A 14,927-nucleotide genomic window follows, 5' to 3' on the forward strand; every position below is an offset into this window, starting at 1 on the left:
ATAATAGCAAGCGATAAGCCCCGGAGGAATTTCCCTTCGGGGTTTTATTTTGATACAAACCTTAAGAACCAGAAAGGTTAAAGACCACCCGTGCCCTAACTGTCATTCCGTTATCTCCGGGGAGCTCGCGGATAGCATCGGGATTGGTAACAACACTGCGGGTGAGGTACACAGCTGGTCCGCCCGACAACGAAAAAGTGAACCTTGAACGTTCAGGAACCACGTTCAGCGAAGGGCCAAACATCATGCGGGCACCACCTTCCGCCTCGTCCTCTTCCCACAATCCTTCCAAATCTTCACCAATGGCTTCGGCACCGGCAAAAAAATGATCGGTAATTTTATAGTGAATGCCACAGCTGGTCAGCACATCTACTTTATCACGTCCGCTCGACAGCGCTTTTTCAAGTAGCAGGTTGCCCGCCAGTTTCCAGCGTTTGCTTTCGAGCGAGCCGGTTGCACGGCCGACGATAGAAAATACACCGCCATAATCGCGGCTCAATCCGCCACCGAATCCCAAACGTATTCCGTCTGTTTTTTTGCCGCCGATCAGGTCGCGAATAATTTCGGCCCGCTGTGCACTTACCACCGAATTATCGGCACTGGCAACACCAAGCGAAACATACGCCAACATGGTAAACCGGTTTCCCAGATAACCCTTTACCCCCAATTGCTGATCGACACCGTTAAAGCCAAACCCGCGACTCAGGTTATTTCCGTAACTGCCTCCATAACTCAGCACCCAGGGTAAATCCTGTGCAGTAAGCGTTGAGGTTGAAAATAAAAAAGGTTCGGCGCTGCGCGTATCTTTGATATCGGGTATTTCCGGAATTCCCAGTATTTCCGGATTTTGTGCAAACGATATTTTCAAAAGAAAAATAAAAGCTAATGGGAGAAAATATTTACGTGTCATAAAAAAGATTTAATTGTTAAGGTCTCGTAAAAATAGAATAAACAAACGATTCGAAAAATCTCAGCATCAGAAATTGCTCCGTTTATTATGTCTTGATTTAATTTATACAAACCGGTTAAGATCAACCTCGGCTGGTAAAGTATTGCTTTTCCCTTGCAGATAATCAGCCATCAGCCGGGCAAACCAGGGGGCCAGCATCACTCCTTTTGTTCCCAGTCCGTTAAAGGAAAACACATTTTTATGCTGAGGATGAACACCCAGCAACGGTCGTCGGTCGGAAACCGTTGGGCGAACACCTGCCCAATGTTCTTCGATCGAATATTTTGCGGTAACCAGATTTTCCAGTCGTTCCACTATCGAGTCTCGGCCCTTCTCTGTCGTTTTCTCGCTCAAATCGTCCCACTCGTAAGTAGAGCCGACTTTAAACCGATGATTCCCGACAGGCAAAACAAACACGCGTTTATTCAAAATAAATTCTTCCGATAAACCGGGAGCATAAATCTGCAGCACTTCACCCTTGGCCGGATTCATTTTTACAAAGCGAAACAAGGTATTTTGTGCCAGGTGGTAACCTTCGCAAAACACGATTTTTTGAGCTTTGGTATCGGCCACCTCAAAATATGTGTGAACTTCTTCATTTAACTGAAAATCGACATCCAGCAGCAAATCTTTTTCCCGAAAATACTGTTCGGCTAACGACAGAAAAACAGCCAGGTTTACATACCCCGACTCCTTTACCATGCCAAAGGCATACGATTCGGCAACAGCGTCACTGGGCGAATCCGGCAAAACCGCTTCTATATATGTGGCGAAATCGGGCTTCTCCATCTTTTCATTCCACAGCAGCGTTTCCTGTTCCGATAAGGGTTTCAGTATTTTTTTCTCATAAAAAAACGAGGAGGAAAGCTTTTGCTCCAACTCGCGGTAACGTTTCCGCATCACCGGCATTAGCTGATCGGCCATCCAGCTTTTGGTAAGCCGTTTAAAAACCAGTGGGTTGATCATCCCGGCTGCCACCACCGATGCTTTGCTTTTTTGTGTTGAACTGACCAAGCGAAAACTGATATTTCGCTCCAGCAATTCGAAGGCCAGCATAGTACCCGCCAGTCCTTGTCCTACAATCAGAAATTCAACTTCTTTCATATCGCCAGAAGATTTATCGCTTCTTCCGAGCTTCTCACCGGTAACTGACACATGCCTTCCCTGCACACGTAAATCAGATCGTCGCCTTTTACAAAACGGCCTTTCAATAATGGCAGTTCGCTTTCGTCGCTACAATGCGCCAGCAAGGTATTGGGGCGATAATCTTTGTGCAATTTCTTTAACAGGATGTTGGAATTGATCCCACAAACCGCCACTTCGAAATACGGTTCAGTAAGCTTTAACATCACGTTTCCCCAGTGGGCATAGGCCATTGGATATTTTGTAAAATTAGGGGTGATATATTTTAACATCGTTTTGATCGTAGTCAAATATTCAGGGCGACCATACAACAAATACATGCGGTGCAGGTTATTGGCCATTACCGAATTGGATGCCGGAATGACATTGTCTTCGTTCTGAAAATGGTTTCCAACGCTGGTAGTTGCGTTTTTCTCTGAAAAATAAAAAAGTCCGCGTTCCTCATCAAAAAAGTGATCGTTAACGTAGCGCATCATTTTAGCTGCGCGTTCGGCCCAGGTAATATCTCCTGTTGTTTCAAACAACGAAAGAAAGGCCTGAATCACAAAAGCATAATCTTCCAAAAAACCATCGATCGTGCTTTTCCCTTTTTTCCAGCTGTGGTAAAGTTTACCATTGCTTTGCATTTGATGTTCACTAATAAAACGGGCATTTTTCAGGGCCAGTTCCAGGAAATTATTTTCTCTGAACGAATTGTACGCATCCACCAGCCCCTGAACCGCCATCACATTCCACGAAGTCAGTGTTTTATCATCCAGCCCGGGACGTACTCTGTTCGATCGCGCTTTCAGCAATTTGTATTTCCATTTCGAAACCATGCAGTGCAGGTGCTCCAGGCTCATTCCGTTCGCCTCAGCAAACGCTTCATCCGAACCATCGCGCAACAGAATGTAATTACCGTGTTCCCAGTAGCCTTTCGCATTCACATGGTAATACGCCGCAAACACCGGATACTCGTCCCCCAGAAGAGTACTCAATTCGCTTTCGCGCCAAACATAAAAACGACCTTCCTCTCCTTCGCTGTCGGCATCCAACGATGAATAAAACGCTCCCGACTCATCCAGCATTTCCCGCTCCAGAAAATGAACCAGCTCGTAAACCACCGTTTTGAATTCTTCATTTTTGTACAACTGATAACCCTTCGAATACACACTTAGAAGCTGTCCATTATCGTAAAGCATTTTCTCGAAGTGCGGCACTTTCCAGTATTCATCCACCGAATAACGGGCAAATCCGCCCCCTACCTGATCGTAAATACCCCCCCGAGCCATTTTCTCCAGCCAGGTATTTACAAAAGTCAAAACCGTTTCATCCTTTTTTATCCAGCCGTAATACATCAGAAAATCGAGGTTCACCGGCATCGGAAACTTGGGCGCTCCCATGCGACCTCCTTCTTCGGTGTCGAACCTCGATTTCCAGGCTTCCACTCCATTCTCCAGCAATTCACGGTTCACCGAAATGTTGTCCTCCACTCCCATTGAAAGCGACAAACGCCGGATACTTTCTTCGAGCTGTGTTCCGTATTCTTTTGTTTTCGCTTTGTTTTCGCGGTAAAAGCCCGCCACCGAATTTAAGCTTTTCACCCAGTTCTCTTTCGGGAAATAAGTTCCTCCCCAAATAGGGCGACCATCGGGCAGCGCAATTACATTTAAGGGCCATCCTCCCTGCATTCCCATCAGCTGAACCGCGCTCATGTAGTAATGGTCCACATCGGGGCGTTCTTCCCGGTCCACTTTAATGCACACAAAATGGGCATTCATCACTTCCGCCACCTCTTCATCTTCAAAACTTTCGTGTTCCATTACATGGCACCAATGGCAGGCTGCATAACCGATACTGATCAGAATCAGCTTATCCTGCGCCTTCGCTTCCTCAATCAGCGCTTCGCTCCAGGGATGCCAATTTACCGGATTATGTGCGTGCTGCAACAGGTAAGGAGACGTTTCGTGTATTAAACGGTTGGTATATTTCATTGAAAAAATGTTCACTTTTTTCAAAGGAACAATGTCATCCCAATTTAGTTTTGAAAATGAAACATATTTCAATAAGGATTTTAGATGCTCAATCGATTAAAATAATCAATTCAACATCAACACATTACAGCAACCAGAAAAATAAACACTATGCATGCAAAACCAAACAATAAATCCGATGCTTTCGCATACCGACAAAACCATATAAAGTACCCGATGAAGAATCGTGTATTGGCTTAATCTGCAATCAGAAAATACGACCCAAAAAATCAGCAATTTGAACCTTGTTTTTCTTATCTACAAAAATTCCAGATATCCCATTATGTATATATTTGTGCTTGCAAACCCAATTAAGTGAAAACGCAACAACAACATTGAACTCCGGAGTGGACGCCGGAGTTTTTTGTTTTTAAATCCCTCCCATTTCCTCATTCGTTTTTCAGAAAAGCTCGCCCCTCAGCAAGTTGGCGTTAATGAATAAAAGAGATATATTCGCCCCGGAAAATAACTTTATACCAAAATCCATGAAAATGAATATCAAATCCATCACATTTGCGTTGATCACAATGATTATCGTTTCTCTGACCTCCTGTATAAAAACAAATGATGAGGAAGAAGAAGTAAGGACAAAAGCTATCGAACAAGCCGAACTCGATAAACTACTCGCTAATATGGAAAAACAGGGGCTCGATATCGACACAACGGCTTTAGGCGTGTATTATATTGTAGATGAAGCCGGAGAAGGTCAGACACCCTCGGATGGCGATACAGTTACGATTACCTACCGAGGCTATTTTACCAACGGAGTTTTATTTGATGCCTCTGATTACAGCTTCGAAAACGGAGAATGGGAATTTGTATATCCCGGCGAAAATTTGATCGATGGCTTCAATGACGCATTATCGGTGATGAACAAGAATATGTCGGCCGAATTTATTATTCCTTCAGAACTCGCATACGGGCCAACCGGTTACTACTCGGTAATCAGACCTTATGAAACGCTCATATTTGCGATTGAAATGAAAGATATCAAATTTCAAAATACCGGAAATTAATTGGAAAAACACCATAAAAAATAAGCCCTGATATGATCGCATATCAGGGCTTATTTTTTGGGGTCCACTGCTATTCTGCATATATAACAACCGGCCCCAATATTCCGGCTTCGCGAACCGGCCACTCCGATGCATCGAAGGGCAGATAACTGCTGTTCACAATATTAATGTCCTTGAATTTTTTCCACTCTACTCCCCTTTTGTCCAAATCGCGAATGCGGTTGGCAGCAACATTGCTGACTTCAACCACAATATGGTTTCTCCCCTTTTTCAAATTGTCAATTTCCCAAACATAAGTTGGCCCCAGCGAAGTTCCAAAGTCTTTATCGTTCACCGATATCCGGGCACAATCGTACACTGTTCCCAAGTCTACCCAGGCCGAGCTTTCTCCATCCCAAACCCAATCGGCAGAATAACGCACGGTACCTGCAAACCTTCTGGTTTCGGCATCCCCCACCTCGGTCCACGATTGAAGTTGCATCATATCAATATCTCCCGGATAAACAGGGCCTCCATACTCAAACGACAAATGCCAGCGCACATCAATAACCTTCTGTCCTCCCGTGGCCGAAAAATAATGATGTGGTTTTGCATTCGATTTTACGGGCAAACATTTTATAAACACCGATTCTTCGGGCTGAAGCTGCAAATGTATTTTATTTCCTTTCTTTTCAGCCTTTGTAATGGCGCCGCTCATCGGATCCATGAACACATACTCATTGGCATCCGTTTTCAATTCCACCCATTCGTCGAGCATTTTATTCTCCACATTAAAGACCAGCAAAACATCGTCATCCTTGTCTTGCATCTTCAGAAAATAAAATCCTTTTCCTGCCAAATCATTCTCATTGGAAACACCGTTTTCATTCAATAACTGAACGGCATCTCCTACCTGACTAGTTTCAATTTCTTCTTTTAAAGTAGTCAATTCGGCTTCTCGATCTTTCCACTGGTTGTACCCGGGAACCGACAAAGGCAGCTCACCGTCGAAATAAACTTTTACACCGTTTTTCTGAAGAGCAATCAGCTGTTTCATTGTTTCCAGCGGAATGTAGTGTGTGGAAGGAACCACAATCGCATCGTAGTGAGTATTCCCGGAAGTAATGATTGACCCGTTTTCTGAAGTACTGGCGCCAATCTGCTTGTCGGAAATATAATCAAAACTGTAACCGGCCTTTGTCAAACGTTTTGAAAGCGTCGCTATCGGTTGCCCGTAAAACCATTCGGTGGGCGAACCAACGGCAAGGTGCTTAAACAGTCGTCCCTCTGCCGCTGCCACATCGTAGTACGGCCAGTAAACCAAAACATTGTTTACCGGTTCTGCCTCCTGCAACATACTTTGCACCCGGCCAATGTATTGAAACAAAACCGGCAATTCGCGCCACAAGGGATTTCGGTTGTTGATCTGGGCAGAGGCATAAAACAGCCATCCCGGCCAGGCGGCATCTTCGGGCGAGTAACAAGTACCGTGAAAAAACATGTGGTTGATTCCCGCCAGGAAAAAGCGGTTGGTAGCCCGCAACATTTCTGTCGGAGTTACCGTCCAGTGCTCTTCGAGCCAGGTATAACTCTCCGACGAACTTAACTTTTTACCACTAACATGTGCAGCCGACGATGCAAATTTCTGGATGAACAGTCTTGGTTCTCCTTCAGGAACATTTCTGAAAAACTCCGTTTCCGGAATATCGCAGGCTTCGTACAAATCAAGCAAATTACCGGGCGATCCGTGCGCCTGATTCCGGTTTAAACTGTGGTGGCTGTTGGCCCAATCGGTCATAGGCTGAATAAACGACTCCAGCACCAAATCCGCCAGCGTTTCGCGATAGTCCGATTTTACACGGGCTGTTAACTCCGGATCAATCGTATCGTCTGCCAAGAGATACAACACCTCATTTAAGTCATACCCCCGTCGTTTTTTGAACTGCGCCTCGAAATCGAGGGTGAAGTCTCCCGTATATTCAAAAGAATCATGAAAAAAACAGCGAAGTTTCCCTTCCGGAATATTCAATCTTTTCCAGAATTCATCGAGATACCATTCTGTAATTTCCTTGTTGTATGTATCGATCGACAAACCTTCACCTCCCTTTGCAGGGCGTTTTACTTTGTCGCCGTTTTGCACTGCATTTGCGACATAACCGGAAGCATTTTTTTCAATTTTCAGGTTCCACAGTCCTTTTTCGATAGGAACAAAAGGGCCACCGCATCGCCAGCCACTCCCGGGAGGCAAATCCACTCCCATTCCCAACTTTTCGGCTTCTTCGATGGTATAGCTCAAAACTTCGGTAAATTCAGGAGAAAGGTATTCGATCACCCGATCTTCTTCGCCTTTAACACCATAAATCGGCGTAATTTCCACTCCCCCAATTCCGGCGTCGGCAAGTTCTTTCAGTTCGCGTGAAATGTTGGTACTGTCAACCGCACAATCCATCCACCACCATCGTGTCCAGGGTTTCGAAGTCTGGGTTTCTTCGGGCCATTTTACTTCCTGTGTTTCGCAGGCAGTAAAAACAAGAAATAAAATCAGGGAAAAGAGGAATAGGCTATTTTTCATAAGTCAGGTTTTAAGGTATAAAATCAAGCATCTCAAAATTAACCATAAAAGACATTTTCCCTAATTGTTTTTCAACGAATTGAAATTCCTTTGGGTTCCGAATGTTTTGTAAACCCATTTGATTTCATTTTTAATCGATTTTATCCGAAATTTAGAGGAAAATAAACCAGTAAGATGAACAACAGACGAAGCTTTCTGAAAACCTCCCTGGCCATTTCTCCCGTGGTAGTTTTCCCAAAACTGATCCATTTTCAGGATCCCAGACTAAAGCAAGTGCTGATCATCGGAGATTCAATATCCATTGGTTACACGGCCTACGCCCAAAATTTTCTGCCCGACATTGCGAGCGTTTCGCGCCCGATGCTCGACAACGGCTCTCCCGAGAATTGCGAAGGTACAACAAAAGGGGTCCAGAACATTGAACGTTGGGTGGGTGAAAAAAAATGGGATCTGATTCATTTTAATTTTGGCCTTCACGACCTGAAGCATGTGGATCCATCCACCGGAAAGAACAGCAGCAATCCGAACGATCCTTTACAGGCCGGTTTAAAGCAGTACAAAGAAAACCTGGAACAAATCGTAGATTACCTGAAAGGTACAGGAGCCCAACTGATATTTGCCACCACAACACCCTATCCTGATATCGTGGACGGGCCTTTGCGCGATCCGGGAATGCCGGAAAAATACAACAAAATCGCCCGTAAAATCATGCTGAAAAACGACATCCCGGTCAACGATTTGTATCTGTTCGCAAAGCCAAGACTCGACGAAATACAATTACCTCACAATGTTCATTTTAACAATGAAGGATACCGGCAACTGGGCATGAAAGTGGCTGAACGAATCAGGGAATTGCTGCAGGAATAATCGTTATTGTTCCCGACACATGAAACACGCACTACAGCTCTGCTCTATTGACTGGCTTTCTCATTTTCCCTAATTTGAGAATGTTTAATCCATTAAATCAAATTCAAAAAATGACAACTTATTACGATGTTCACTGCCATATCTTTAATAAAGATGTGGTTATCAGAAAACTGGTCAACGTGGTTCAATCGCTGCTTTCTATCCGCGATCTGGTGGATGGAGAACTTTCTGCACCCGCGCTCAAATACAAAATCGACGAAATCAGCCATGTACTGGCCGATGTTACTCAGGAATCAAGTGAGGATGTTTACAAAGCACTCGATGCAGTTTACCAGGGACAAGTTATCAGCACTCCGTTAATGTTCGACCTGACGTATGCTGATGATAACGACGATGAAGAAAACCACAACAAACGTTATCGCCGCCGCATAAAAAGTGTATTTTGGCTGTTACGGGCTGTGGTTTTGCCAATTCTTGAGGCGTTAGTTCGCCGTAAATACGACAACGATGAGCTTGCCGATGCTATCAAGTCCAGAAACAGGTAAAAGCCTTTCATAAAAAATTCAAAGTAAGGTCAGACGAGGAAGTCGAGATTTTTGACAATGCCAACTACCATCAGCAAATTGCCGATCTGGAATACCTTTCAGCCAAATACGAACAGATCAAACCTTTCTTTGGAGTTGATCCGCGTCGCGAATACAAAGGTTCGGTAAACATGGTGGAAAAACTAAAAGAGAAAATTCTGGCTGACGACGCCTTGTTTTACGGGGTAAAACTATACGCTCCGGCGGGCTTCTCTCCCACCGATCCGGTACTAATGGGAACCGACAGACAGGAAGGCGTTTATGCGCTTTGTCAGCAACACCAGATTCCGATTACCGTTCATAACTCCAATGCAGGTTTTGCCTGTTTCTCCACTATTTTGGAAGTCAGAGGCGATGTGCTGCTCAATAACAACATCGTAAAACCGGATAAACCCCTTCGCTTTGATTACCGCTTTTTTAGCCGGCACATCAGCGAAGCCATTGAAGAGCGCGCCAAGAAACTAAATCACCCGCAATTGTGGGAGCTGGTACTTCAAAAATACCCGAACCTGAAGATCAATTTTGCACATTTTGGCGGCAGCGGGCAAATCATGGAGTACGTTAATTACACCATCAAATTCAAGGAAGTGGATGCCGATATTTTTGAAGACGCCATCGTGCCCCTTTCTGCCGAAGATAAAGCAGTTGTTCTGGCGGCTTACAAAAAGAAAAAGAACACTATGTACCTCCGTGAGAACATGACCATATCGGAACGTGCAAAAGTATGGAATGCCCTTTATCGGGCGGGTTTTGTCGACAACTGGTCGAAAGCCATTTTCGATCTGGTTAAGAAGCCGGAATATCCAAACGCTTACACCGATCTTTCCTGTTTTTCGGAAGGAATGCTGATTGAATCGCCCGAAGATCAAAAACTAACTTTCTCGATCAAGGAAGAATTGAAAACCTTTAAGAACCACTTTTTTGATAAACTGAGCGACTACGAAAAATCGAAGATTCTGTACGGTTCCGATTTTTACCTCACACAATTTTTCGGGCCAACTTTAAAACAGTATTTCGAAGATTTTAAAGCTGCCTTTGGCGACGAATTTGAATTGATTGCAAATGTTAATACCAAACGCTTTCTGGGCTTTTAAGGGTTTTGTAATTTAGTGGGAAATTTAAAGCAATGACCAGAATTAGCCTGCACCGGGGAGATATAACAAAACTAGAGGTTGATGCAATTGTAAACGCGGCCAATAAAGCACTGCTGGGCGGCGGAGGTGTGGATGGCGCCATTCATCGTGCTGCAGGAAAAGAACTGCTGGACGAATGCCGCACCTTAAACGGATGTGACACCGGCGATGCCAAAATCACCGGGGGCTACCAACTACCGGCAAAATTTGTGATCCACACGGTTGGCCCGGTGTATAATGACGGTCGGTACAACGAAGCGGAAAAATTAGCTTCCTGTTATCAAAAAAGCCTTGAAATTGCATTGAAATATCAATTGAAAAGTATTGCCTTCCCGAATATCAGCACAGGAATTTATGGCTACCCAAAACAGGAAGCGGCGCAAATTGCCATTCAAACCGTTCGGCAATTCGTAAATGAAAATCATCAATTAGATGAAATTATATTTTGTGTGTTTGATGAAGAAAACGAATTGCTTTACCATCAGCTTTTACGACAAACCCTTTGAATATCAAAAGCACCAGTCAGTTAGCAAGATAAAAACCAGTCAAGCTAAAATTATATTCAAAAAAATGAATACTTTTTAAAGTTTAAGTCATTGGAATTCTCAAAATAGTCAATTTCATTTGCAGAACTTTTGAAAAAGCATGGAATCGATTAAAGAAATATACAAAATAGGCCACGGACCGTCGAGCAGCCACACAATGGGGCCAAAGAAAGCAGCGGTTAAATTTTTGGATAAAAACCCCGAAGCCAGTCGTTACGAAGCGGTGCTATACGGAAGTCTGGCCGCCACCGGAAAAGGTCACCTCACCGATTACGTGATCGAACAAACCTTTGCCGGACGGGAACTCCAGATTTTGTGGGAACCTAAAACCTTTTTGCCACGTCATCCAAATGCACTTAAATTCACGGCTTTTGATGCTGCCAATACGGTTTTGGATGAATGGACCTGTTACAGCGTTGGCGGCGGTGCTTTAATCGATGATTTTACTGAATCGGAAACCACCAATATTTACCCGCACCGCTCGATGGATGAAATCCTGGCCTGGTGCAGCAGAAACGAAAAGCAATTCTGGGAGTATGTAGAGGAATACGAAGGGAAAGACATCTGGAATTTCCTGGAGGAAGTTTGGGAAGTGATGCTCGCCAGTATAAAAAGAGGCTTGGCAACCGACGGCAATTTACCCGGCGGACTTCGACTGCCCCGAAAGGCAGCATCATTTAACCTAAAAGGACAAAACTTCGCTACGCCGTTCAAGCGTCGTTCACAGCTTTTTTCTTACGCATTGGCGGTATCGGAAGAAAATGCTTCGGGAGGAAAAATAGTGGCAGCGCCTACATGCGGAGCTTGCGGAGTGCTACCTGCAGTGTTGCATTATTTCAGCAAAGTACATAAAACGGACAAAAAAACGATCTTGCGTGCGCTGGCGACAGCAGGCCTGATTGGGAATATTGTAAAAACCAATGCTTCCATTTCGGGTGCCGAAGTAGGTTGCCAGGGAGAAGTGGGCACTGCCTGTGCGATGGCATCGGGAGCTGCGACCCAAATGATGGGCGGCAGCATCAACCAGATTGAATATTCGGCGGAAATGGGTTTGGAACATCACCTTGGTCTAACCTGCGACCCGGTTGCAGGACTGGTTCAGATCCCCTGCATCGAAAGAAATGCTTTTGCCGCCGAGCGTGCTGTTTCGCATAACAACTACGCTTTGCTCACCGATGGACGTCACCGGATCAGTTTTGACGAAGTGGTGGAAACCATGTACAACACCGGTATCGACCTGCAAAGTAAATACCGCGAAACATCAGAAGGGGGACTGGCGCATTTCGACGCACTTCCAAAGTGCTAAAATATTTTATTCGAACAGATTACATTTTGGGGTTGCATTTTGTGAATTTACAACCTATCTTTATCGAACAAATAGAAAAAATACTTCGATGAATACTACTGTCACATCTATCGCCGCTGCATACCTGCCGTTCTGAGCAGGTTGAGAGAGAGTATTCAATATTATTAGTATTTTATTTCATCTATTTTTCAAATGTCACAAATCAAAACAACTCTTGTGTCTTTGCGTCGTATCAAAGATTTAGATTATAAAACCCTTTGGCAGGATATTAAAGAAGCCATCGCCGGTACTGAGCGGGACTTTACTGAAACAAGTCTAGGAAAAGCCATTTTTATCCTGGCGGTTCCCATGGTACTTGAAATGTTAATGGAATCGGTTTTTGCCATCGTCGATATTTTCTTCGTGTCGCGTTTGGGGGCCAATGCCGTTGCCACCGTTGGTCTTACCGAATCAACCATGACCATTATTTACGCGGTTGGAATGGGATTGGCAACCGCCACTACTGCACTTGTTTCACGCCGTATCGGCGAAAAGAAAAAGAAAGAAGCCGGAGTGGTAGCTTTCCAGGCAATTCTGCTGGGCGCCATAATTTCAATATTTATTGCCGTACCCGGAATGCTGTTTGCCAAAGATTTCCTGCGGCTAATGGGCGCCACCGACGAGGTTATAAATGAAGGCTACCTGTACCCGACCATCATGTTTGGAGGTAATCTCATCATTATGCTGCTCTTTATTATTAATGCCGTTTTCCGTAGCTCGGGCGATGCTGCCATTTCTATGCGCGTTATGTGGCTGGCCAATATTATCAATATTATTCTTGATCCTTTGTTGATATTTGGCTACGGTCCTTTCCCCGAACTTGGAGTTCAGGGAGCCGCCATTGCCACCACAACAGGTCGCGGACTGGCAGTTATTTACCAGTTTTATCTTTTGTGGAGCGGTAAATACCGTATTAAATTATATTGGGACAGCCTGAAAATAAAAGTTTCGGTAATGCTAAAACTTTTGAAAATTTCGGGAGGAGGAATTCTTCAGAACCTGATTGCCACTTCGAGCTGGGTTTTGCTGATGCGGATTATTGCCGTTTCAGGCCCGGAAGCAATTGCCGGATACACCATTGCCATTCGCATTGTAGTCTTCCCAATTTTACTGGCCTGGGGTTTAAGCAACGCGGCATCAACGCTTGTTGGCCAAAACCTCGGTGCTGAACATCCGGAAAGAGCAGAACGTTCGGTATGGATTACCGGCTATGTAAACATGATTTTTATGGGAGCCATCGGAACTTTGTTTGCCCTGTTTCCAAGTTTCTGGATATCGGTATTTGTCGATGCAGGAGCGGTATTCGAAAACGGAACCATGTCTCTGAGAATCATTAGTTTTGGATTCCTGTTTTATGCACTGGGGATGGTTCTTACACAGGCTTTTAATGGAAGCGGCGACACTTTAACACCCACGAAAGTTAATTTCTTCAGCTTTTGGCTGTTTGAAATTCCACTGGCTTATTTCCTGGCAATAACCTTAAACCTGGGTTTAACCGGTGCCAGCTGGTCTATTGTCATTGCCGAATCGTTCCTGACGGTTTTAGCTTTGATCCTGTTTAGAAGAGGTAAATGGAAACTCAGAAAAGTATAGGAGGCAAAATCATGAAATTACCTGGCTTTTCAGAAAAAGTTGCCGGTTTAATCGGGAACATTGATCCATCAGAACTGGCACGTGTGATTATAGAACACAAAGAACGTTACATCGTTCAAACTGAAACTGGCGTGTACCAGGCTGAGATTACGGGAAACATCCGTTTTTCTGCCCGGTCGCGCGCCGACTTCCCTGCCGTTGGTGATTGGGTGAGAATTACCCCAATGGATGCACAGAACGCAATCATCCTTGAAGTATTTCCAAGGTATTCGTCGCTTTCAAGGCAGGCAGTGGGCAAACAAGCCGACATACAATTTATCGCAAGCAACATCGATGTGGCTTTTATTGTGCAGTCGGTGGGCCACGATTTCAACATCAATCGTCTTGAACGATACCTTGCCCTTTGCTACGCAGGTAAAATTGAACCGATGATTCTTCTGACCAAGGTCGACCTGATTTCCCAAACAGAAATCGATTCACTCACTGATTTGATCAGGAAACGCCTGCCAAATGTGAAGATGATAACCATCAGCAGTGAAAATGGGACGGGTTACAACATCCTGGAAGAAACCATGCAACCCAATGTCACGTACTGTTTTGTTGGCTCTTCGGGTGTTGGGAAATCGACCATCATCAATCATCTTTCCAACGAAGAGAAACTGCAAACTGCTGCTATTAGTACATCTACACAAAAAGGAAGGCACACCACCACGCACCGCGAATTGTTTGTGCTTGACAACGGAAGTATTGTAATTGATACGCCGGGAATGCGGGAATTGGGTATGACCGACGAAAGTTCGGGGATCGACCTCACCTATGATCAGATTACTGAATTGTCAGATTCGTGCAGATACAGCGATTGCACGCACACCAGCGAAAAGAGATGTGCCGTTCTTGATGCGGTTGAAAACGGTGATCTTTCGGAAGAAACCTATCAAAATTATCTGAAACTAAAACGTGAACAGCAGCATTTCTCGAGCACTATTCATGAAAAAAGACAAAAAGGAAAAGAGTTTGGGAAAATGATCAAAGCGGTGCTGAAAGAGCATAAAAAGAACAAATACTGATGTTTCTGAACATTTCTGTTGTAATTTGTACCGTGGTTTAATCAGGTGCCAAAAGTTGGCATTTATTGTATTCTTTAAAATACTCACCCTGATTGCGATCCGTCAGCTGACGGACACAATCG

Annotated in this window: 12 protein-coding genes; 8 read left to right on the forward strand and 4 right to left on the reverse strand. The window is 44.5% G+C overall.

The genetic code is table 11. From position 1 onward, the window contains the following. Positions 1–61 precede the first annotated feature (61 nt). The 3 genes from MR764_RS11685 to MR764_RS11695 form a co-directional block, all read right to left on the reverse strand. Positions 62–910 carry a hypothetical protein gene (locus MR764_RS11685; protein ID WP_247979601.1) on the reverse strand — a complete coding sequence of 283 codons (849 nt, stop codon included), beginning with the start codon at positions 908–910 and terminating at the stop codon, positions 62–64. 102 nt (positions 911–1,012) lie between these two features. Continuing rightward, entirely contained in the window at positions 1,013–2,053 is a 1,041-nt protein-coding gene (locus MR764_RS11690) for an FAD-binding oxidoreductase (protein ID WP_247979602.1), read from the reverse strand. Further along, positions 2,050–4,065, reverse strand: coding sequence for a thioredoxin domain-containing protein (locus MR764_RS11695; protein WP_247979603.1), 2,016 nt, complete (start codon positions 4,063–4,065; stop codon positions 2,050–2,052). The genes MR764_RS11690 and MR764_RS11695 overlap by 4 nt, the downstream gene beginning before the upstream one ends. Positions 4,066–4,595: 530 nt before the next feature. On the opposite strand from MR764_RS11695, the gene MR764_RS11700 reads away from it, so the two are divergent. After that, on the forward strand, positions 4,596–5,120 hold the full coding sequence (locus tag MR764_RS11700; RefSeq protein ID WP_247979604.1) for an FKBP-type peptidyl-prolyl cis-trans isomerase: 525 nt from the start codon (positions 4,596–4,598) through the stop codon (positions 5,118–5,120). A gap of 70 nt (positions 5,121–5,190) precedes the next feature. On the opposite strand, the gene MR764_RS11705 is transcribed toward MR764_RS11700, so the two are convergent. Next, positions 5,191–7,671 (reverse strand): glycosyl hydrolase, encoded by a 2,481-nt coding sequence (locus MR764_RS11705; protein ID WP_247979605.1) that lies wholly within the window; start codon positions 7,669–7,671, stop codon positions 5,191–5,193. A 174-nt stretch (positions 7,672–7,845) separates the two neighbouring features. Between MR764_RS11705 and MR764_RS11710 the strand changes: the two genes are divergently transcribed. The 7 genes from MR764_RS11710 (at position 7,846) to rsgA (ending at position 14,805) form a co-directional block, all read left to right on the forward strand. After that, positions 7,846–8,538: an SGNH/GDSL hydrolase family protein gene (locus MR764_RS11710; protein ID WP_247979606.1), complete on the forward strand. Its 693-nt coding sequence runs from the start codon at positions 7,846–7,848 to the stop codon at positions 8,536–8,538. Positions 8,539–8,648: 110 nt separating this feature from the next. Beyond that, positions 8,649–9,083 carry a hypothetical protein gene (locus MR764_RS11715; protein WP_247979607.1) on the forward strand — a complete coding sequence of 145 codons (435 nt, stop codon included), beginning with the start codon at positions 8,649–8,651 and terminating at the stop codon, positions 9,081–9,083. A 170-nt stretch (positions 9,084–9,253) separates the two neighbouring features. Continuing rightward, entirely contained in the window at positions 9,254–10,216 is a 963-nt protein-coding gene (locus MR764_RS11720) for an amidohydrolase family protein (RefSeq protein WP_247979608.1), read from the forward strand. A 32-nt stretch (positions 10,217–10,248) separates the two neighbouring features. Beyond that, the gene (locus tag MR764_RS11725; protein WP_247979609.1) at positions 10,249–10,761 is read left to right on the forward strand and encodes an O-acetyl-ADP-ribose deacetylase; all 513 of its coding nucleotides are present in this window, start codon (positions 10,249–10,251) and stop codon (positions 10,759–10,761) included. A 139-nt stretch (positions 10,762–10,900) separates the two neighbouring features. After that, positions 10,901–12,106: an L-serine ammonia-lyase gene (locus MR764_RS11730; RefSeq protein WP_247979610.1), complete on the forward strand. Its 1,206-nt coding sequence runs from the start codon at positions 10,901–10,903 to the stop codon at positions 12,104–12,106. Positions 12,107–12,298: 192 nt separating this feature from the next. Further along, a complete protein-coding gene (locus MR764_RS11735) occupies positions 12,299–13,738 on the forward strand; it encodes an MATE family efflux transporter (RefSeq protein WP_247979611.1) in 1,440 nt (479 codons plus the stop codon). Next, entirely contained in the window at positions 13,717–14,805 is a 1,089-nt protein-coding gene (gene rsgA, locus MR764_RS11740) for a ribosome small subunit-dependent GTPase A (RefSeq protein WP_247979612.1), read from the forward strand. Before MR764_RS11735 ends, rsgA begins: the two co-directional genes overlap by 22 nt. Positions 14,806–14,927: the final 122 nt, after the last annotated feature.

The organism is Maribellus sp. YY47, assembly GCF_023111095.1.
GTDB lineage: Bacteria > Bacteroidota > Bacteroidia > Bacteroidales > Prolixibacteraceae > Draconibacterium.